Origin of the sequence: Paenibacillus sp. WLX1005 (genome assembly GCF_046603685.1) — a bacterium.
Classification (GTDB): domain Bacteria; phylum Bacillota; class Bacilli; order Paenibacillales; family Paenibacillaceae; genus Saccharibacillus.
In genome coordinates this window covers 2,082,504-2,101,370 of the sequence record NZ_CP176756.1, presented here as the reverse complement: position 1 = coordinate 2,101,370, position 18,867 = coordinate 2,082,504, and the positions used below count along the sequence as shown (strand labels likewise).

At 47.5% G+C, this 18,867-nt stretch carries 21 protein-coding genes; all 21 read right to left on the bottom strand.

The features are described 5' to 3' along the window. Window positions 1-498, bottom strand: coding sequence for a chemotaxis protein CheD (locus ACE3MZ_RS09165; protein ID WP_411346130.1), 498 nt, complete (start codon window positions 496-498; stop codon window positions 1-3). Beyond that, on the bottom strand, window positions 491-1,117 hold the full coding sequence (locus ACE3MZ_RS09160; RefSeq protein ID WP_411346129.1) for a chemotaxis protein CheC: 627 nt from the start codon (window positions 1,115-1,117) through the stop codon (window positions 491-493). Before ACE3MZ_RS09160 ends, ACE3MZ_RS09165 begins: the two co-directional genes overlap by 8 nt. Beyond that, window positions 1,117-1,575 (bottom strand): chemotaxis protein CheW, encoded by a 459-nt coding sequence (locus ACE3MZ_RS09155; RefSeq protein WP_411346128.1) that lies wholly within the window; start codon window positions 1,573-1,575, stop codon window positions 1,117-1,119. The genes ACE3MZ_RS09160 and ACE3MZ_RS09155 overlap by 1 nt, the downstream gene beginning before the upstream one ends. A gap of 30 nt (window positions 1,576-1,605) precedes the next feature. Continuing rightward, window positions 1,606-3,702, bottom strand: coding sequence for a chemotaxis protein CheW (locus ACE3MZ_RS09150; RefSeq protein WP_411346127.1), 2,097 nt, complete (start codon window positions 3,700-3,702; stop codon window positions 1,606-1,608). A 44-nt stretch (window positions 3,703-3,746) separates the two neighbouring features. Next, the gene (locus ACE3MZ_RS09145; RefSeq protein ID WP_411346126.1) at window positions 3,747-5,207 is read right to left on the bottom strand and encodes a chemotaxis protein CheB; all 1,461 of its coding nucleotides are present in this window, start codon (window positions 5,205-5,207) and stop codon (window positions 3,747-3,749) included. Between the two features lie 28 nt (window positions 5,208-5,235). Then, on the bottom strand, window positions 5,236-6,126 hold the full coding sequence (locus tag ACE3MZ_RS09140) for a MinD/ParA family protein (protein WP_411346125.1): 891 nt from the start codon (window positions 6,124-6,126) through the stop codon (window positions 5,236-5,238). Continuing rightward, the gene (flhF, locus tag ACE3MZ_RS09135; RefSeq protein WP_411346124.1) at window positions 6,123-7,517 is read right to left on the bottom strand and encodes a flagellar biosynthesis protein FlhF; all 1,395 of its coding nucleotides are present in this window, start codon (window positions 7,515-7,517) and stop codon (window positions 6,123-6,125) included. The genes ACE3MZ_RS09140 and flhF overlap by 4 nt, the downstream gene beginning before the upstream one ends. After that, window positions 7,514-9,547, bottom strand: a complete 2,034-nt coding sequence (flhA, locus tag ACE3MZ_RS09130; RefSeq protein WP_411346123.1) for a flagellar biosynthesis protein FlhA — start codon at window positions 9,545-9,547, stop codon at window positions 7,514-7,516. The genes flhF and flhA overlap by 4 nt, the downstream gene beginning before the upstream one ends. A gap of 22 nt (window positions 9,548-9,569) precedes the next feature. After that, on the bottom strand, window positions 9,570-10,658 hold the full coding sequence (gene flhB / locus ACE3MZ_RS09125) for a flagellar biosynthesis protein FlhB (RefSeq protein WP_411346122.1): 1,089 nt from the start codon (window positions 10,656-10,658) through the stop codon (window positions 9,570-9,572). A 28-nt stretch (window positions 10,659-10,686) separates the two neighbouring features. Continuing rightward, window positions 10,687-11,490 (bottom strand): flagellar biosynthetic protein FliR, encoded by an 804-nt coding sequence (gene fliR / locus ACE3MZ_RS09120; protein WP_411346121.1) that lies wholly within the window; start codon window positions 11,488-11,490, stop codon window positions 10,687-10,689. An 11-nt stretch (window positions 11,491-11,501) separates the two neighbouring features. After that, on the bottom strand, window positions 11,502-11,771 hold the full coding sequence (fliQ, locus tag ACE3MZ_RS09115; RefSeq protein WP_411346120.1) for a flagellar biosynthesis protein FliQ: 270 nt from the start codon (window positions 11,769-11,771) through the stop codon (window positions 11,502-11,504). Window positions 11,772-11,829: 58 nt separating this feature from the next. Next, window positions 11,830-12,600 carry a flagellar type III secretion system pore protein FliP gene (gene fliP / locus ACE3MZ_RS09110; RefSeq protein WP_411346119.1) on the bottom strand — a complete coding sequence of 257 codons (771 nt, stop codon included), beginning with the start codon at window positions 12,598-12,600 and terminating at the stop codon, window positions 11,830-11,832. Next, window positions 12,597-13,127 carry a FliO/MopB family protein gene (locus ACE3MZ_RS09105; RefSeq protein ID WP_411346118.1) on the bottom strand — a complete coding sequence of 177 codons (531 nt, stop codon included), beginning with the start codon at window positions 13,125-13,127 and terminating at the stop codon, window positions 12,597-12,599. Before ACE3MZ_RS09105 ends, fliP begins: the two co-directional genes overlap by 4 nt. A 12-nt stretch (window positions 13,128-13,139) precedes the next feature. Continuing rightward, window positions 13,140-13,505 carry a response regulator gene (locus ACE3MZ_RS09100; protein WP_367056437.1) on the bottom strand — a complete coding sequence of 122 codons (366 nt, stop codon included), beginning with the start codon at window positions 13,503-13,505 and terminating at the stop codon, window positions 13,140-13,142. A gap of 27 nt (window positions 13,506-13,532) precedes the next feature. Then, a complete protein-coding gene (gene fliY / locus ACE3MZ_RS09095) occupies window positions 13,533-14,837 on the bottom strand; it encodes a flagellar motor switch phosphatase FliY (RefSeq protein ID WP_411346117.1) in 1,305 nt (434 codons plus the stop codon). Further along, on the bottom strand, window positions 14,827-15,825 hold the full coding sequence (gene fliM, locus ACE3MZ_RS09090) for a flagellar motor switch protein FliM (protein WP_411346116.1): 999 nt from the start codon (window positions 15,823-15,825) through the stop codon (window positions 14,827-14,829). The genes fliY and fliM overlap by 11 nt, the downstream gene beginning before the upstream one ends. Before the next feature lie 105 nt (window positions 15,826-15,930). Continuing rightward, window positions 15,931-16,413 (bottom strand): flagellar basal body-associated FliL family protein, encoded by a 483-nt coding sequence (locus ACE3MZ_RS09085; protein ID WP_411346115.1) that lies wholly within the window; start codon window positions 16,411-16,413, stop codon window positions 15,931-15,933. Continuing rightward, on the bottom strand, window positions 16,410-16,634 hold the full coding sequence (locus ACE3MZ_RS09080) for a flagellar FlbD family protein (protein ID WP_411346114.1): 225 nt from the start codon (window positions 16,632-16,634) through the stop codon (window positions 16,410-16,412). The genes ACE3MZ_RS09085 and ACE3MZ_RS09080 overlap by 4 nt, the downstream gene beginning before the upstream one ends. A gap of 78 nt (window positions 16,635-16,712) precedes the next feature. Beyond that, complete coding sequence (gene flgG, locus ACE3MZ_RS09075; RefSeq protein ID WP_411346113.1) at window positions 16,713-17,531, bottom strand: flagellar basal body rod protein FlgG; 819 nt, start codon at window positions 17,529-17,531, stop codon at window positions 16,713-16,715. A gap of 92 nt (window positions 17,532-17,623) precedes the next feature. Next, window positions 17,624-18,004: a TIGR02530 family flagellar biosynthesis protein gene (locus ACE3MZ_RS09070; protein WP_411346112.1), complete on the bottom strand. Its 381-nt coding sequence runs from the start codon at window positions 18,002-18,004 to the stop codon at window positions 17,624-17,626. Further along, entirely contained in the window at window positions 18,001-18,861 is an 861-nt protein-coding gene (locus ACE3MZ_RS09065) for a flagellar hook assembly protein FlgD (protein WP_411346111.1), read from the bottom strand. The genes ACE3MZ_RS09070 and ACE3MZ_RS09065 overlap by 4 nt, the downstream gene beginning before the upstream one ends. Window positions 18,862-18,867 lie beyond the last annotated feature (6 nt).

Below are 18,867 nucleotides of genomic sequence, written 5' to 3'. Positions count from 1 at the left end.
TCATATTTCCTTCTTACCCATTTGTACACTTCTAATCGACAAAAGACCGGTTGTACAGTCCATTTCGATCGTACGCCCGTAGTTGGCGCCTGTGTCCTCCGCAAGCAAAGGAATATGCTGCTCTTTCAGAAATAACTTGCATGCCTCCACATTACGGGGACCAATCCGCATGTGATCACCACCGCTGGAAAAGGAAAACATCTGCGCGCCGCCTGCCATTTTGGCAACCAGACGTGTCTTCGATGCTCCAAGTCCCAGCATTCGCTTGATCAGTTCCGGCAAAGCGGTATCGGCGTATTTGGCAATATTGACTTGCCCTTCACGCGCGATTTCCGAAGACGGAAGCATGACATGCGCCATACCAACCAGCTGAATGTTTTTGTCGTAGAGGGTAAGGCCCACACATGAACCTAATCCCGTCGTACGGATAATGCCTGCCGTTTTCACGACATTCAGATCAGCCATACCCACTTTAACGACATGTTGTTCCTCAATCATCTTGCAACGGAACTCCTAGTGAAATGAAGATCTTTTCAAATGATTCGGGATCAGGAATCAGGAAAAATTGTCCTTCCACTTCTTCTTTACCTTCCAGGAATGTAGTATCGATCAGCAGTGCATCGTCACCCATTTCCCCGAACTGGAGAAGTCCGTAATTCAAAATAGCGCCTGCCATATCGTAAGCAAGACCAGGCACGGTAGGGCTCATCGACAAGCGTGTAAAATCAGCTAGTGAAGACAGGTAGGAACCTGCCAGAATGTTGCCGATTTCGGCGAGTGCGGATTGCTCCATTTCGCTGAATTGCTCATCATCGCTTACTTCTAGACCCGCAAGTCGGTGTAGCAAACCTTTGCCTGCTTCCGGAGTAAGAATGAAAAACAGATTGCCCGGCGCATCCCCTTCCACACGGAAGAAGATGGCGAGCACGATTTGTTCTGGGCCGCCGACTTTGTTAGCAATTTGCTCAAACGGCAAAATCTGCACTTTCGGTACAGCCATATCGATGGGCTTGTCCAGAAGCTGGGAAAGGGCAGTGGCTGCATTGCCTGCCCCGATATTCCCAACTTCTTTGAGCACATCCATTTTGAATCCTTCAAGCTTTTTGAAGAGATCCATCAGTCTTCAATACCTTCCAGTTGTACAACCTCGGTTTTGTTAAGCACTTCCGCGAGATTGAGCATGATCAGCAGCCGTTCTTCGTCGAGCTTTGCTACACCATCCAGATATCTTGCTTTTACGCCGCCAACCACTTCAGGCGGTTTTTCGATACTGCTACGTTTGATATCTACAACATCGTTAGCAGAATCGACGATAAAGCCGACCTGCATTTTGTCCACTTCCACGATGATAATACGCGTTTGATCCGAATATTCGGCTCCTGGCAGATTGAAGCGTCCGCGCAGATCGATAACCGGAATAACAACGCCGCGAAGGTTAATAACCCCTTTTACAAAATCCAGCGTTTTGGGAACGCGGGTAATCGGCAACATGCGCTCGATCGTTTGTACTTTATCGACTTCGATACCGTACTCTTCTTTTGCCAGTTTAAATACGATTACTTTCAATTCATCCATGGGTAAATCCTCCTCAATAAATGGACTGCATTATTTAATAAATGCATTCGGGTCAATAATCAAAGCGACCTGGCCGTCACCGAGAATCGTCGCACCAGAGATGCCCTGTGTATCAGGCAAGTAGCTGCCCAGGGTTTTCAGTACGATCTCGTTCTGACCAATAAAGTTCTCTACAGCGATTGCTGCCAATTTGTCTCCTTTGCGGATAACAACGATTTCCGTTTCCTCTTCTTCGCGCTCATCAAAGTCTGGAACCTCGAATACACGGCTCAGAGACAGTAACGGAATATGCGTATCGCGATAAGGAATCAGCTGGCTGCCATGCAGATCACGTACCTGTTTCGCTTTGATAATACCGGTTTCCACAATTGAAGTCAGCGGAATCGCATATTTTTCCGAACCGACGCGAATCATCATCGCGGAAATGATCGACAGAGTCAGTGGCAGTTGTACCGAGAACTTGGTGCCTTTGCCCAGTTCGGACGATACAGTCACATGACCACCAAGCGATGTGATCTTCGATTTCACAACATCCAGACCAACACCGCGACCGGAAATATCGGAAATCACTTCTGCCGTACTAAAACCTGGTGCAAACAGCAATTGGTATACTTCTTCATCCTTCATGCTATTCGCTTGCTCTTGAGACACGACGCCGTTTTTTAGCGCTTTTTGCAGGACTCTGTCACGGTTGATCCCGTGTCCATCATCTTCGATCTCGATAAAGACGTGGTTCCCACTATGGAACGCACTCAGTTTAACGGTACCGGTTTCGTCTTTGCCAGCGGCTACACGATCCGCCACAGACTCAACACCATGGTCAACGGAGTTACGCAACAAGTGAACGAGCGGATCGCCGATTTCGTCGATAACGGTACGATCAAGTTCCGTTTCTGCACCAGTGATGATCAGATCCAGCTTTTTATCGAGTGATTTAGCAAGGTCACGAACCATACGCGGGAACCGGTTGAATACGGTATCCACAGGCACCATGCGTAGTTTCAATACGATATTTTGCAGATCGCTGCTAACTCGACCCATATGTTCCACCGTATCGGTCAGTGCTGGTACTTTCACTTCGCTTGCCAGTTGCTCCAGACGAACACGGTCGATCAGCAATTCGCTGAACAGGTTCATCAGTACATCCAGACGGTCGATATCGACGCGAATGGTACGGGATGGAGCAGGCGCAGGCGCTTTGGCTGCTGCTTTGGGAGCAGCGGCTGGTGCTGCCGCTTTGGCTGCTGGTGCAGGCGTGCTGGTCGGTGTTGCTGCTTCCGGTGCAGGTGCTGCTTGAGGCTCAGCCGGAACTTCTTTGGAAGCGGCGAGCTGTTTCAGCGAATCTACATCCAGTTGCGTCACCTTAACGCTCTCGATCTCGGAAATGCTGCTAACCATTGGTTCCAGTTCCGCAGGATCTTTTTGTGTCACATAGTATAGTGAAAAGCTACGTTCAAACTTGTCTTGTTCAATATCCTGTGTGGAAGGCTCAGATTTGATCACATCGCCATAACGTTCCAGCAGATCAAATACCATGTAGGCACGAACCGCTTTCAGCTGACAATCTTCACGAATCGATATTTCCATGTACAATGCCTGATGACCGGCAGCCATCGATTGCTCGATAACCGACTGCTGGAATTCATCCAATTCGATGCCTTCACTATCTTTGATGGCTACGGGTGTACTGCTTGCCGGTGTTGCTGCCGCTGCGGGCGCAGCTGCGGCTGTTGTAGCGGCCGGAATATCTCCTCGCACAATCGCTTGTAGCGCTTCAACAATCGCGGTGACATCAGCTTTCCCTTCGCCGCCCTGTGTAATATCTTGCACCATTGATTCCAGCGCATCCAGACCTTTGAACAAGGTATCGAAAATAAATTCTTGCATCGCCAGCTTTTCATTGCGGACGAGATCGAGTACATTTTCCATCTGGTGCGTGAGCGCCGCCAGATCTTCAAATCCCATCGTAGCTGCCATCCCTTTCAACGTATGTGCTGAGCGGAAAATGACTTGCACGATTCCTAGGTCTGTCGGGTTTCCTTCCAGTTCAAGCATTTTTTCATTTAACGACTGCAGATGATCGTTCGACTCATCAATAAACATGGATAAATATTGATTCATGTCCATCGTGAGACACCTCCTCCATAGAATAACATAGTGCTTTTCGTAAGCTATTTAACGATTTGTACAAGTTTTGGCGCAATATCAGGTAATGGCAGGAGGTGGTTCACACATCCGAGCTCTACAGCCGAGCGAGGCATTCCGTACACTACACAAGTATCTTCGTTTTCTGCGAAGGTAGGGATTACACCACTGTCGTATAAATTTTTCATTTCCCTCGCGCCATCACTTCCCATTCCCGTCATGATCACCGCATAACGCTGCAAATCATTGAACGAGCGGATTGAAGCAAAAAGCGTATCCACGGAAGGACGGTGTCCATTGCGTGGAGGGTCCTGCGAAAGCTCAAGCCGATAACCGCCTTGACTGCGAACTACCGTCATATGATAGCCCCCAGGTGCGATATAGGCCGTGCCAGGTTGCAGCGGCATGCCGTGCTCCCCCTCCACAACATTGATCTGACTCAGGCTGTTCAAGCGCTGCGCCAGCGATCGCGTAAAGTTCGGCGGCATATGCTGCACGATGACGATCGGTGCCGGGAAATTGGCTGGGATTTTTTCCAAGAAACTTTTTAGTGCTCGAGGTCCGCCGGTGGAGCAACCTACAGCGACCAGCTTACTGATCGCTGCTGCCGGACGATCACCCGGAGCTGTCTTGGATGCCGGTGGAGTCGAAAAGGCTGACGCCGGCACCGACGATGCAGCAGGTTTTTCCAGTTCCCTGCGTGCAGGTGCCGGAGAAGGGCTGATCGGCGGTCTAGTTGTTTTGGACTCGGCAGGCTTCGGCGGAGTCGCCGAGGATGCCGGACGATCGCTAGTACGATGTGAATCAAGCGGTTTATCCAGCGTTGTCTTTTTGGTGGCATTCGGTTTCACTGGCTGTGTAACTCTGCCATTCAGTGGCGCTATAGGTGAGCTTGACGACGCCGGACTTGTCGTTGGACGTTTAGGGACGTCTTTGACAGGTGCAGGTCGTGTAGGCGGCTCCTGAGGCGCCGGAGAAGCTGTAGGTGTCTGCTGTACAGGTGGAGCTTCAGCTTCCGGTTGAACAGTCGCTGTTGCCTGATCGACTGCCAAATACTTTTGTTCGTTACGTTTACGTTTTCTTTCGAGAGCATGAACGGCGGTATGCAGTTGACGAAGCAGCTGCTGACCAACCTCTTCAATGTCCTGCGAATTGCTGACAGAAGGCTTGCGGATAAAATCGAACGCTCCGCTCTCCAACGCCATAATCGTTTCTCGCATTCCTTGCTCGTTAATGCCAGATAGCATAATAACGGGCAGTGGACGCTGAGACATAATAATTTTCAGTGCTTCCAGACCGTTCATTTCCGGCATTTCTACGTCCATCGTCACCACATCCGGCTTTAATTCCAGTACCTTCTGTGTCGCTTCCAGACCGTTGCCTGCCGTATCAATGACTTGAAATTCCGAATCCGCCTGAATCAGATCCGAAACGATCTTACGCATGAATGGGGAATCATCTACAACCAGCACTTTATAAGTTGCCATAACTATAGCACCTCTGTTCCTTACAGAATCATTTAGTACGCCGCATCCATTTTTGTATAAATCCCTTGATTCCTGATAAGGTCCCTTCCTGGCGCAGATCCGGTGAAACGACATACTGCATAGCCAGGTTCTGGATATCCTTTGAAGCAAGACACCCTGGAGCATGAATGGAAAAAGGAACCTGCTTTTTCACCGATTGGCTAACATGAGAGTCATCACTGACAAAACCAAGCATCGGAATGTCCAGATTTAGAAACCGGCTGGTGACCAAACCGATCTTATCAGCGGTCTGGTTGGCTTCACGCTGGCTCTCCGCTCGGTTAACCACCAATTTAAAAGCGGTGCTGTCTTCCAATCCATGTACCACCTTGATCAGTGCATATGCATCCGTGATCGCCGTTGGCTCTGGCGTGGTCACGACAATACACTCATCTGAGGACATAATAAACTGCAATGTTTCCTTGGACAGTCCTGCTCCTGTATCAAACAGGATATAATCCATATCGGCAGCAATTTTTTGAATTTGAGTAGTAAAGTAAACTAAATCTTTCTCAGACAGCGAAAATAGTGAACTTAATCCCGAACCACCTGCAATATAAGGCAATGATCCGGCACCTTTTTCGATGATTTCGCCAATCTGTTTTTCACCGCTAAGCAGATGTGACAGATTGTATTGCGAACGAACGCCCATCAGAACATCAATATTTGCCATGCCGATATCGGCATCAAATACGAGCACCTTCCGTCCGAGCCGTTGTAATGCGAGTGCAAAATTCAAAGTGAAGTTGGATTTACCAACTCCTCCCTTGCCACTTGTCACAGCAATGAATTTGGCACCGCCATTGCCCGGATCACGCGTTTCAAGAGCTTTGGCTTTGGTCGACATCAGATTGCGTAACGATTGGGCTTGATCCATCATGGCAAGATCTCTCCAAGTAATACATTTGCCAGAAAGTCAGGGCTTGGCATCAGCAGATCATCCGGCACATTTTGTCCATTGGTCATATAAGACAGTCGCAGTGGATGTTCTTGTAGAAGGTTAAACATCGCCCCATAACTTCCGGTTTCGTCCGCTTTGGTAAAAATCACTTTATCCAGCGGATACTTACTGAAATGATCGGTGATCGTTCTCATGTCTTCCGTTTTGGATGTTAAAGCAAGTACCAAATACGTCTCGCTCTGTTCCAGAGGTGCCAGCAGACTTTGCAGTTCGGAAACGAGCAATTCATTCCGGTAGTTGCGACCAGCGGTATCCATTAGGATCAAATCGCAATCTGCCAGGCGCTGTAACGATCGCTGCAAATCACCAGGCGATTGCACAACCTCCAATGGAACACCGAGGATAGAAGCGTACGTACGAAGCTGTTCAACCGCGGAAATACGGTACGTATCGGAAGTGATGAAGCCGACTTTGCGTTTGTATTTGAACAGCTGCTCTGCGGCAAGCTTGGCAATCGTAGTTGTTTTGCCTACTCCTGTCGGTCCGGCAATGTAGACAATCTTCGTGCCCGGATCGATGCCCCCTCCAATACGAGACACGGTAAACTGCTCAATCTGCGTCTTCATTGCTTTTCTCGCTTCCTGTGCGCTCATCTGCTGCCCTGTAGGGTGCTGGTCCATAATCTGGTCTACCCAGCCGTCAATCATGCTCTGATCGACGCCCTGGACCTTCAAATGCTGTACGATCTGCATCAGCGTTTCAGGAAGCTCAGCCAGTTCCCGATCTCGCGTAAGATCAGCCATCATTTTTTTCATCTGGCGTAGTTCTTCAAACAATCGTTCTTCAGTCATTTGCTCACTACCGCCTGCCTGTTGCTGCAACGCTTGCTGTAATGCTTGAATCGATACAGAGGCTGGCGTATGCTGCGGTGGCAGTTCCGTTGGAACTTCAGCAGTCGCAGTTTGTGTTTGCGTATGGCTTTGTGGCTGGTTGTAAGGTAACGATGCTGCCGGTACATTCTGGGCAGGCTGATCATCCACAGCCAGTGCTTGGCGCATGGACTCGGCAAATGCCTGACTTGATTTGCGATACGCATCCGGTACCGCTTTTTTCGGAATCGGTGCAATCGGTGGAATAACATTTTCCTTTGGAGCAGCTGATTGTGTGGAAGCAGCTGCGGATTTGCTTTCTGCCGCCTGCTCCTTCTCCACTGCTGCGATTACTTCGATCTTTTTCTTTTGAAACATGCCTAGAAAGCCACCAGTCTTCAATTCCTTCGTACTTAAAATGACGGCATCGCTACCAAGATCAGTACGGATCTTCAGCATCGCGTCAGGCATTGTGTCTACAATATAACGTTTTACTCTCATAAGTTCACCACTCCGACACTCTGAATTTCAACGTTAGGTTCCAGCTCACTGTAGGACAGCACCGGGATATCCTGCATCGTCCGCTCAATCAGCTGGCGCAAGTACATGCGGATCGCTGGCGAGGTTAGCACGATTGGCTGTTGTCCCATTTGCAGTAAACGGTTCACCTGCTCGTTGATTTTCTGATACATCGATTGCGTGGAAACCGGGTCCAAAGCCAGATAGCTGCCTTGTTCAGATTGCTGCACACTTTCGGCAATTTTCTTTTCCAAATTCGGTCCAACCGTAATGACACGAAGCGTCTCGCCCTGGCTTGTAAATTGCTGCGTAATCTGGCGAGATAATGCCTGGCGTACATATTCGGTTAACACATCTGGATCTTTGGTATAGGCTCCGTAATCGGCAAGCGTTTCAAAGATGGATACCATGTCGCGAATCGAGATCTTCTCTTTTAACAACTTAACCAATACTTTCTGTACATCACCGATGGATAATACGGAAGGAATGAGTTCGTCGACCAGCACAGGATAATTCTCACGCAGATTGTCGACCAGCGAACGAACCTCTTGACGTCCAAGCAATTCGTGAGAATGCTTTTTGATCAATTCAGTCAAATGGGTAGCCACCACAGATGGTGGATCGACCACAGTATAACCAGATAGTTCTGCGCGTTCCTTCGTAATCTCGTCTATCCATAGTGCAGGAAGCCCAAAAGCTGGTTCTAAAGTCTCTATACCCGTAATCGAGTCATCTTCAAACCCAGGACTCATGGCTAGGTAGTGATTTAGTAATAATTCACCACCACCTACTACATTTCCTTTAATTTTGATAACATATTCGTTCGGTTTCAACTGAATATTATCGCGAATGCGAATGACAGGGACCACAAGACCCAGTTCGAGTGCACATTGACGACGAATCATAATGATTCGATCTAGCAAATCGCCGCCTTGTTGTGTATCAGCCAGTGGAATCAGACCATATCCAAATTCAAATTCAATCGGATCAATTTGCAGCAGATTGATAACACTTTCTGGACTTCGTACTTCTTCAATCTGTTGCTCTTCCTGCTGTTGCTCCGCATCTACAACCTTTTGATTAAGATTCGCTTGCATTTTGCGAGCTGCGAATACGAGCAGAATAGCCAGTGGGAAGGTTGTGATGAAATGAATAGGGGTAAATAAACCGAGCAATGTAATAACAGCTGCAACGATGTATAACATCATTGGATACGAGAATAACTGGCTTGTAATGTCATCCGCCAGATTTCCTTCTGAGGAAGCTCTCGTTACGATCAAACCAGCTGCGGTGGAGATGAGCAGTGCAGGAATCTGACTGACCAAACCGTCACCAATGGTCAGTATAGAGTAAGTGGAGAGCGCATCAGCAAATGCCATTCCATGAATCGCTATCCCGATAATAAATCCACCGATCAAGTTGATCATGAGGATAATAATGCCTGCAATAGCATCCCCTTTAACGAACTTACTCGCACCGTCCATTGCGCCGTAGAAGTCAGCTTCGCGCTCAATCTTGCTACGACGTTCACGCGCCTGCTGTTCATTGATCAGACCAGCATTCAGATCGGCATCGATACTCATCTGTTTACCAGGCATCGCATCGAGTGTAAACCGTGCGCCAACCTCAGCTACACGCTCTGAACCTTTTGTAATAACGATAAACTGCACGATAACGAGAATCAGGAAGACGATAAAACCAACAGCAATTTGCCCGCCTGCTACCCAGCTGCCGAACGTGGATACGACCGAGCCTGCATCCGCCTGTCCGAGAATGAGCTTGGTTGTGGAAATATTAAGTGCTAACCGGAACAATGTCGTTATGAGCAACATCGCCGGGAAGATCGAGAACTCCAGCGCTTCCCTGGTGTTCATCGCAATCAGCAAAATAATCATTGCGAGTGAGATATTGATAATCAGCAATATGTCGAGCAGCCATGTTGGGATCGGAAGTATCATCATCATAATGATTCCAATGACACCCACAAGGACAACCAAATCTTTTTTCTTCAATGTTATTCAGCCCTCCGATCCCTTACTTCGTTTTGCCTTTCACCTTGTATACATAGGCTAGAACTTCCGCTACGGCTTGAAACAGATCACCGGGAATCGATTCGCCAATTTCTGTTCGAGCGAACAGCGCCCGTGCCAGCGGTTTATTTTCCATAATGACCACGCGATTCTGCTTGGCCACTTCACGGATTCGCAATGCGACAAAATCTTGACCTTTAGCAACTACCATTGGTGCTGCCATCTGTGAATTATCATATTTGAGAGCAACAGCAAAGTGCGTTGGGTTCGTAATAATAACGTCGGCATTGGGAACGTCTTGCATCATCCGCTGCATCGCCATGCGGCGTTGCCGTTCGCGAATTTTCCCTTTTATCAACGGGTCCCCTTCCGTCTTTTTGTATTCATCTTTGATATCCTGCTTGGACATGCGCAGCTTTTTGTTATGATCGTACCGCTGATACATATAGTCCAAGATGGCGAGAACAAACAGTCCAACACCAACCTTCAAACCAAGACTGGCTGTTAAACCAGCAGCAAAGTGCAAGATTGATTCCGGTGGCATATATGCCGTTTTTGGAATATCATGACTGACGCCTGCCAGCGTGCTGTAGACAAGATAACCGATGACTATCATTTTCAAAACTGATTTCAAAAATTCTACAACCGAGCGCATGGAAGCGATATTTTTAAATCCTTTGATAGGATCAAGCTTGCTCAGCTTGGGCATCAGCGGCTTACCTGTAAGCATAAAGCCGACCTGTGCATAGTTTGTAATGATTGCTAGTAAAAATACAGTTACGAATACCGGAGATACAATAATGAGAATCTCCATGGCATACTGCCCCAGCATCTGCATCACATTCGCCACTGTAATCTCCGTAGATAACCGATGTAGAAAGCCGTCTGTAAACAGCCATGTAATCCGTTTCAGGAAAAACCCGCCGAAAATCATCAGACACGCAATTCCGCCCAGCATAATTGCCGAACCTGGTATGTCGATACTTTTAGCAACCTGACCTTCTTTACGCGCTTCCCTACGTTTCTGCGGTGTTGCTTCTTCCGTTTTCTCTCCAGCGAACAGCTGAAGATTCATGCGTAACCGGAATGCCACTGCTTACAGCCTCCTTTCTACAGAGAGGTTACGGTGATGATGAAGTCGGGCGATTCCCCAACACTTGCAGTAAGCCCTGCATCGCCTGAAACATTTCTTCAAACAAATGCTCGAAAATAAAAGCAAAGCTGGGAGCCAGCAACATGAGCAGGAATAAACCTACGATAATTTTGACCGGTACACCAATAACGAAAATATTAAATTGCGGCGCACTACGCGCCAGAAAACCGAGTCCCACGTCTGTCAAAAACATTGCGACTACAATCGGCGCTGACATCTGGAAAGCGATTAGAAAGGAATTACTGAATGTTCGAATCAAAAAGTCGCTGAGCGACCCATTCAAAATCTGACTGGCTATATCACTATTCATCGGAATCCAGTCGTAACTATACAATACCGATTGCAACAAATAATGATGACCGTTCATACTCAGAAAGATAAGCATGGCGAACATATATTTAAAGTTACCGATCAATGGAGCCGAAGCACCGGTCATCGGATCAAATACAGTCGCGATCCCAAGACCGATCTGAATATCAATAAACGAGCCTGCTGTCTGGATTACCATAAACATCAGATAAGCGATATATCCAAGCAGCAGGCCGATCATGACCTCACGTATAACGAGCAGCATGTACATTTCCGTGCCGTCCGGTATTTTGATTGTCGTACCTTTTATCAAATAGATCAGAAGGGAAACAAATAATGCAATGCCCACCTTAAACTGACTTGGCACCCCTCTGGATGAAAAGACAGGTGAAACTACAAAAAAAGCTGTCATTCGACAAAAAACAAGCAAAAAAACAGGAAAGCTTTGCAGTAGTGTCTCCATAAGCCATCAGCCTAACCGATATATTTGTACAGATTACCGAGGATATCGGCTGTATATTCAATCATAACCGTTAAGATCCACGGGCCAAAAAGCAGCAGCGCCAGCATGACAGCAACGATTTTCGGCACAAAGGCAAGAGTTTGTTCCTGAATCTGCGTAGTCGCCTGGAAAATACTAACCAGCAAACCGACTACAAGTCCCAGAATAAGCATCGGCGCGCTTACTTTCAGCACAGTATAGACCGCCTGCCCCGCCATACCGATGATAAACTCCGAACTCATAATGAACCTCCTTCAACGAGGTGAATATAATACTGCGGTGATTCCAGAGGAAGCCCCGCTAATTGAAACTGATCAAAAGCGACTTGACGATAAGATACCATCCATCTACAAGAACGAATAGCAAAATTTTGAAAGGAAGTGAAATCATGACAGGTGGTAGCATCATCATCCCCATCGCCATCAATACGCTAGCAACAACGATATCAATGACAAGGAACGGTATGAAGATCATAAAGCCCATCTGGAATGCTGTTTTCAGCTCGCTGATTGCATACGATGGAACCATGACAGTCAATGGAATGTCCTGTACGTTAGATGGCTTAGCTGTACCTGTATATTCCAGAAACAGCAGCAAATCCTTCTCGCGCGTATGCTTGAACATAAATTCCTTGATTGGCTTCTCTGCTGCCTGCAATGCTTGGGTTTGATTAATCTGCCCTTGCAAATATGGCTGCAATGCCACCTGGTTCATCTGCGACAACGTTGGCGACATAATGAACAAGGTTAAAAATAAAGCCAGCCCTACCAGTACCTGATTGGGAGGCATCTGGTTAGTCCCTAATGAAGTCCGGACAAAGCTGAGCACAATCACAATACGTGTAAAACTGGTCATAAGTACCAGAAATGATGGAGCTATACCGATGATAGTTATCAAAAGCAAAATGGTCAGCGAACTGGTCGCCGGTTCATTTCCTGAGCTACCCTTGTTATCATTGCCGATCTGAATGTCGATATTCGGGATCGGATCGGCTGCTGCAAATATAGGATGAACCGATATTAGACTAACAGCAAAAAGCAGCATAAACGTTAAAATCAGCTTTTTTTTCATGAATCCCTCGACCGATCTGTAGAATCTTCCTCCTTCAGCAGTTCCTCCATCTTCTGTCTGCGATTTGGAATCTGGCGCAGTTTGCTTTCAAAAACTTCCTGAAAAGCATCCGTATCGCCAATTTCTTCTTCCTGGATGGCAGATTTCGGACGAAAGCGATTGCTGAGCTTGGAGATGAGCGGAGTCAAAAAATTGTTTGGTTCCGCCGCCTCGGATTGAAAAGACTGAATAACAAGCATCGCTTCCTCGGGATCAGAGATTTTATCCACAAGCGTAATATCATCCCCAACTCCGATCAGGTAGACCGTGTTTCCAATCTCAATCACCTGAATGGATTTGTTCGGTCCCAGTGCCATACCGCCTATGGTACGTATGGCACGGCGGGATAACCAGGTCTGATTTGTCCGACCAAGAAACCGAAGCAACAATACGATAAGCCCTATTATTACAGCCAAGACGATTATAACCCAAACGAGGTTTAGGATATAATCGCCTGTTCCTCCCATTGTGGCTGTTTGAGCTGACATGGGAATATTCTCCTATACGCCTAGCGTTTTGCTGATCGCTTCAATAACACGATCCGCTTGGAAAGGTTTAACGATAAAATCTTTGGCTCCTGCTTGGATAGCATCGATAACCATCGCCTGTTGACCCATCGCAGAACACATAATTACTTTTGCTCCGCCATCGAGTTTTTTGATTTCTTTCAGAGCGGCGATACCGTCCATCTCTGGCATTGTGATATCCATCGTAATCAGATCCGGGCGAAGTTCTTTGAATTTCTCAACTGCCTGGGATCCGTCTTGCGCTTCCCCTACTACTTCATACCCGTTTTTAGTTAAAATATCCCGGATCATCATTCTCATAAAAGCTGCATCATCCACGATAAGAATTCGGTTTGCCATTGATTTAAAATCCTCCCTAAGTGATCTTTATTGTATTTTTTGAATTCGGTCCCACTGGCTGACGATATCCGTTACGCGAACACCAAAGTTTTCATCGATAACAACTACTTCTCCTTTGGCGATCAGTTTGTTGTTGACCAGGATGTCGACCGGTTCGCCCGCCAATTTGTCCAGTTCAATAATTGCGCCCTGGGACAATTCGAGGATATCCTTGATTTGCTTTTGGGTCCTTCCTAATTCTACGGTGACTTTGAGTGGAATGTCCATCAATAAGTTCAAATTATTTTCATCCAGGTTAGGCGCAGCGCCTGCCCCGAAGTTAGAAAATTGAACCGGTTGCACATTCACTTCGCGTCCTGCCGGAGCACCGTAATGCTGTGGAGCCTGTGGTGCCGGCGGATACCCATAGCCTGGTGGAGGATATCCATATTGCGGATACGGCGGATATGGCTGCTCTGGTGTACCGTATTGCGGTGGCTGCCCATAAGGAGGCATACCTTGCGGCGGCATTCCCGGAGGAGCTGCTGCCATATCTGGAGCTTGCTGTGGAGCTGCTGCAGCCGGTTGTGAAGCTTGCGGCGGTGTTGGCTCCGGTGCAGGTGCACTTGCTGCTGCGGCTGGTTCAGCCGGTGTATCCTCCGCACCATTAATGAGTATATCGACCATGTATTTCGCAAACTTTACAGTTAGCAATTGCATAATCGTGGAATCGATCAGATCACCGATCAACAGACGGAACGAGATTTTGATCAGCGTCTCGTCGTTCGGCAACATGCTGACACCTTGATCATTGCTCACATCCAGAATGTCGATACCCGGTGGCGAAATGTTGACGAACCGATTGAAGATGGTGGACATCGAGGTTGCCGACGAACCCATCATCTGGTTCATCGCTTCCTGTACGGCACTGATATGAATTTCGTTCAGTTCCTCGTCCTTCGGCTGCCCTTCACCGCCAAGCATCAGATCTGCAATGATCTGTGCATCGCGCGTCTGGATGACCAGCGAGTTAATCCCCTGAAATCCATCGACGTACTCGACGTGTACCGCCACATGCGGTTTGGGAAACTCATCTTCAAATTCCGCACGTGTAATGATCCCTACGCGTGGAGTCGTAATGTCTACTTTTTGCCCAAGCAGGGTAGACAGGGCAGTAGCCGCGCTACCAAAAGTAATATTACCGATTTCGCCGAGAGCATCCTGCTCCAGCGGAGTCAGGAAATCGTCGACCGTCTGGCCGGATGGCGCCGCTGCTGCGCTGTCGTCATCACCTGACGACTGTCTGAGCAAAGCATCAATTTCTTCCTGTGACAAATAATCTTTACTCGTCAAGATCTTCCACTCCTTCACTGACGATTTCGTTAATCTGGATCGCTACCCGGTCCTTGACTGTTCCGGGACTTCCGATAAATTTCAGTTGATTGCCTACTCTGATCGAGAGCGCCTCTTGCACCGGCTTATTCAGTGAAATCACATCGCCCACTGTCAGGCTAAGAAACTCCTGAATGGACAATCGCGATTCGCCCAATTCGGCGATAACTGGCAATTGAGCGCGATGAACGCGCTCTTTGAGTGCCTGCACCTCTTCAACCGCTGGCTCTTTTTTCTGAGAGAAAAAGAGATGGTTGGCAGACAGCTTGCTCATAATCGGCTCAATTACAACATGTGGGATACACAAGTTGATCATACCGGTTGTATCACCAATTTTGGTACTGAGCGAGATCAGGGCAATCGTTTCGTTTGGAGATACCAGCGACATGAACTGCGGATTCGTCTCCAGTGCTTCCATGCGCGGTGACAGATCAATTACTGTTTTCCACGCTTCTTGAAGACTTTCAAACGTTCGGCTGAACATACGCTCAATAATCGTTGTTTCGATTTCCGTCAAGGCATTGATCTTGGCAGGTGCCGTTCCGGTACCTCCCAGCATGCGATCCAGCATGGCGAAAGCGATATTCGGGTGAACCTCCAATACCATCCGTCCTTCAAGCGGTTCAGCTTCAAAGATGTTCAGGATAGTCATTTTGGGAATGGAACGTATAAATTCATCATAAGGAAGCTGCTCCACCTGGACAACACTAATTTGTACAAAGGTGCGAAGTTGCGCTGAAAAGTAAGTCGTCAGGTAACGAGCGAAGTTCTCGTGAATCCGGGTCAAACTGCGAATATGATCCTTGGAAAAACGAACAGCCCGTTTAAAATCATATACCCGGACTTTCTTCTCGCTCTCTTCTTTTTTGAGTTCTTCCGCATCCATTTCGCCGGAGGATAATGCCGCCAGAAGGGCGTCAATTTCCCCCTGGGATAATACATCTACCATAATCTCACCCCCCTACGATTTAAAAGGTTTGGCTTGCAGGCCCGCTTGCCGCCGGATACACTCCGGCGTATGGTGTCGGGAATGCGGAATTGCACATATGTTGGATCAGATACCACTTACAATCTTGTCGGAAACTTCGACATCAACTACTTTGCCGCCATCTTCCGGCAGTGAGCTGTTCACCAGCTTGAGGATTTTGTCATCCAGTTTTTGAATACCAGCTGCGCTGCCCAGATCAGCAGGCTCTGTATCTGCCAGTACACGTACCAGGATCGGTTTTACTTTCAGGTCTTTGATCAAATCAAAGTTGGTTTTGGCATCTTTATCTTCCATTTGGAAGGAAAAACTAATTTTCACAACATAATTCGGATCTGCCAAATTCGTTGTCAGATCTGTAACATCTGAGGATACTTCCGCAATTTCAGAAGCGCTCATGCTTGCAATCTTTGCTTTTTCGGCCGCCGCGGCTTCAGCTGCTGTCATCGGTTGTTTGTTACCAAGTACATTCCCAAGCAGGAAATAAGCAACAACACCGATAAGTCCCAATGCGAGTACCCCGCTGACAATCCAGGGTAATAACTTCTTCATTCCAATTCCTCCATCTGCTGCACCTTAATTGTTCCCGTAAGAGTGCCTATACTTTTGTTGTATTCCGTGATCAGGTGCGTGATTTGATCTGCCTTTTCTAGCACAATCATACGCTTGCCTGTCGTTAAGGTAATATAAGTGTCCGGCGTTTCTTCCACCATCTCTATCAGCAGGGCGTTAAGCCACATAGGAGAACCGTTGAGCCGCGTGACCGGGATCATAATACCCCTCCTTGGATATCTTTCTATACTGCAGAAACAGAGGGAGCAGAATAAGATCTCCCTCTATTTCAATGTAGCTTATCGTTTCAGGTTGACAACTTCTTGCAGAATCTCATCGGATGTTGTGATGATACGGGAGTTTGCTTGGAAACCACGCTGCGCTGTGATCATCTCGGTAAACTCACCTGTCAGGTCAACGTTGGACATTTCTAGCTGACCAGCTACAATTGCGCCTGTACCTGTTTCTGCATCATTAGCTGTTGTCAGTTCGATAGCACCGTCAGTGATCGCATTCGGTGTTACGCGGTACAAACTGCCACCGATTTTCTCCAAACCTTCTGGGTTGGTTACTTTAGCGATACCGAGCTGTGGACCATCTTCCGTAGTACCATCAGCCAGTGTGTATAACAGCGTACCGTTTTGTTGAATACTGAACGATACTGCATCTTCACTAATCTGGATAGGAGCGCCGCCACTGTCAACGACGAATGCACCATCAGAAGTAACCAGTTGACGACTAGCGTCGACGTGGAAGTCACCAGCACGCGTCAGGTATGGCGTTTCTTGATCTTCAGACAATTTAACAGCGAAGAATCCATCACCATCGATCCGTAAGTCTGTCGGGTTGTTGGTTGTTTGCGCGCTACCTGCCAGATGCAAGGTATCGATCGAGGATACAGTACTACCCAGACCAACTTGTTGTGCGTTAACACCGCCGCTTGTTCCTTCAACTGGAGCGGTTACGCCTTTGGTCGTTTGGCTCAAAATATCCTGGAACATAACGCGTGAACTTTTGAATCCTGTTGTATTGACGTTGGCGATGTTGTTACCGATAACGTCCAGTTTTGTTTGAAAGCCTTTCATACCCGAGACACCAGAATACATGGATCTTAACATTTAATTTCCTCCTAATGGATGTGTAGTGTAATTTGAACCGCTTCAGTCGGTCGGCAGTTCGTTGGCTTTCCGGTTAAGGTCCAGCCAGTAGCTTATAAAATCACAGCACTATCGATTTGTGTGAACACATTATCTTTGATTGAGTTGCCATCCATGGCGGTGACTACGGTCCTATTGGGTACGTTAACGATAAGAGCGACATTGTTTTGCATCAGAATCAGCGAGTCTTTGGAACCTTTGGCAGCTGCCTTGTCAATCGCTTGATTGAGACTGGTCATCTGCTCCGTGCTAAATTCGATGCCCCTTTGTTCCAAACGTTTGGATGCATGATTGCTAAACTTTAGCAGGTTCTGATCCAGAATATTTTGAAAATCTTTGTTTTGCGTCGCCGAAGCGGTATTGTTAGGCCGCCCCAGCAAGCCTGAATTGAGCTTGGACGGGTATAACTGACCTACTTGGATTGGGCCATTCATGATGCCGTCTCCGCATTCGATGACGATGCAGCGGAGTCTGTACCAGTCTCAGAAGTGCTGCTATCGGTCGATGTGCTGTCCGTACTGCTACTGCTGTCGGTTGCCGGCGTTGTGCTGCTAGTATCCGAAGCGGCTGTACTATCTGACGTTGTATCGGTTGTAGTAGAGTCTGTTGTTGTGCCGCTACTTGTTGTATTCCCAGTTGTGGTACTTCCTGTTGTACTATCAGTTGTTGTACCGGATGATGTTGTATTGGTAGAACCAGTTGTTGTACCTGTCGATGTGGACGATGTAGAATCCGTTGTTGTCGTGCCAGTCGATGTTGTATCGGTTGCTGTAGTTGTTGCAGCCGTATCCGTTGCTGCTGTCGATGTTTCCGCAGTTGTTGTCGAGCTAGTCGAGAGTGGTTCAACTTTGGTAACAAGCGAAAGTGGAATGGCATTCTCTCCAACTTGTGCATACAACACTTTATTTTTCAAGATGATCGAGTCGACTGTGCCAGTTTCGTACGTAGAGCTAGTTGCGCCCGTAGTACTGTCTGTACTCTCATTCAGCCAGGTGATCTTTTTACCGATCAATTGAGAAGCACCGCCAAGCGATGTATCCATGGACGTTTGTACAGTGTCCATCTTCTCATTAATGTTCATCAGCTGTTCCAGGGAGGAGAACTGTGCCATCTGGGCTACGAACTGTGAGTTATCCATGGGAGACAATGGATCCTGGTTTTTCAGCTGGGCAACGAGAATGGTCAGAAACTGTTCTTTACCAAGCTCCGTTTTGGACGTGGAAGCAGCTGTCTTTACGTTACTTGTCGAATAGTTCGGCCATGTTGCCGATGTGGAAACTAAATCTGCCAAATGATT

Bases quoted from the DNA above. Each gene is read 5' to 3' on its own strand.
- ACE3MZ_RS09140 (WP_411346125.1), bottom strand. From the start codon at position 6,126: ATGATGGATCAAGCCCAATCGTTACGCAATCTGATGTCGACCAAAGCC.
- flhF (WP_411346124.1), bottom strand. From the start codon at position 7,517: ATGAGAGTAAAACGTTATATTGTAGACACAATGCCTGACGCGATGCTG.
- fliQ (WP_411346120.1), bottom strand. From the start codon at position 11,771: ATGAGTTCGGAGTTTATCATCGGTATGGCGGGGCAGGCGGTCTATACT.
- ACE3MZ_RS09085 (WP_411346115.1), bottom strand. From the start codon at position 16,413: ATGAAGAAGTTATTACCCTGGATTGTCAGCGGGGTACTCGCATTGGGA.
- ACE3MZ_RS09165 (WP_411346130.1), bottom strand. From the start codon at position 498: ATGATTGAGGAACAACATGTCGTTAAAGTGGGTATGGCTGATCTGAAT.
- ACE3MZ_RS09150 (WP_411346127.1), bottom strand. From the start codon at position 3,702: ATGGACATGAATCAATATTTATCCATGTTTATTGATGAGTCGAACGAT.
- fliP (WP_411346119.1), bottom strand. From the start codon at position 12,600: ATGAAAAAAAAGCTGATTTTAACGTTTATGCTGCTTTTTGCTGTTAGT.
- ACE3MZ_RS09160 (WP_411346129.1), bottom strand. From the start codon at position 1,117: ATGGATCTCTTCAAAAAGCTTGAAGGATTCAAAATGGATGTGCTCAAA.
- ACE3MZ_RS09155 (WP_411346128.1), bottom strand. From the start codon at position 1,575: ATGGATGAATTGAAAGTAATCGTATTTAAACTGGCAAAAGAAGAGTAC.
- ACE3MZ_RS09080 (WP_411346114.1), bottom strand. From the start codon at position 16,634: ATGATCCCGGTCACGCGGCTCAACGGTTCTCCTATGTGGCTTAACGCC.
- ACE3MZ_RS09100 (WP_367056437.1), bottom strand. From the start codon at position 13,505: ATGGCAAACCGAATTCTTATCGTGGATGATGCAGCTTTTATGAGAATG.
- ACE3MZ_RS09105 (WP_411346118.1), bottom strand. From the start codon at position 13,127: ATGTCAGCTCAAACAGCCACAATGGGAGGAACAGGCGATTATATCCTA.
- ACE3MZ_RS09145 (WP_411346126.1), bottom strand. From the start codon at position 5,207: ATGGCAACTTATAAAGTGCTGGTTGTAGATGATTCCCCATTCATGCGT.
- fliR (WP_411346121.1), bottom strand. From the start codon at position 11,490: ATGGAGACACTACTGCAAAGCTTTCCTGTTTTTTTGCTTGTTTTTTGT.
- ACE3MZ_RS09070 (WP_411346112.1), bottom strand. From the start codon at position 18,004: ATGAATGGCCCAATCCAAGTAGGTCAGTTATACCCGTCCAAGCTCAAT.
- fliM (WP_411346116.1), bottom strand. From the start codon at position 15,825: ATGGTAGATGTATTATCCCAGGGGGAAATTGACGCCCTTCTGGCGGCA.
- flgG (WP_411346113.1), bottom strand. From the start codon at position 17,531: ATGTTAAGATCCATGTATTCTGGTGTCTCGGGTATGAAAGGCTTTCAA.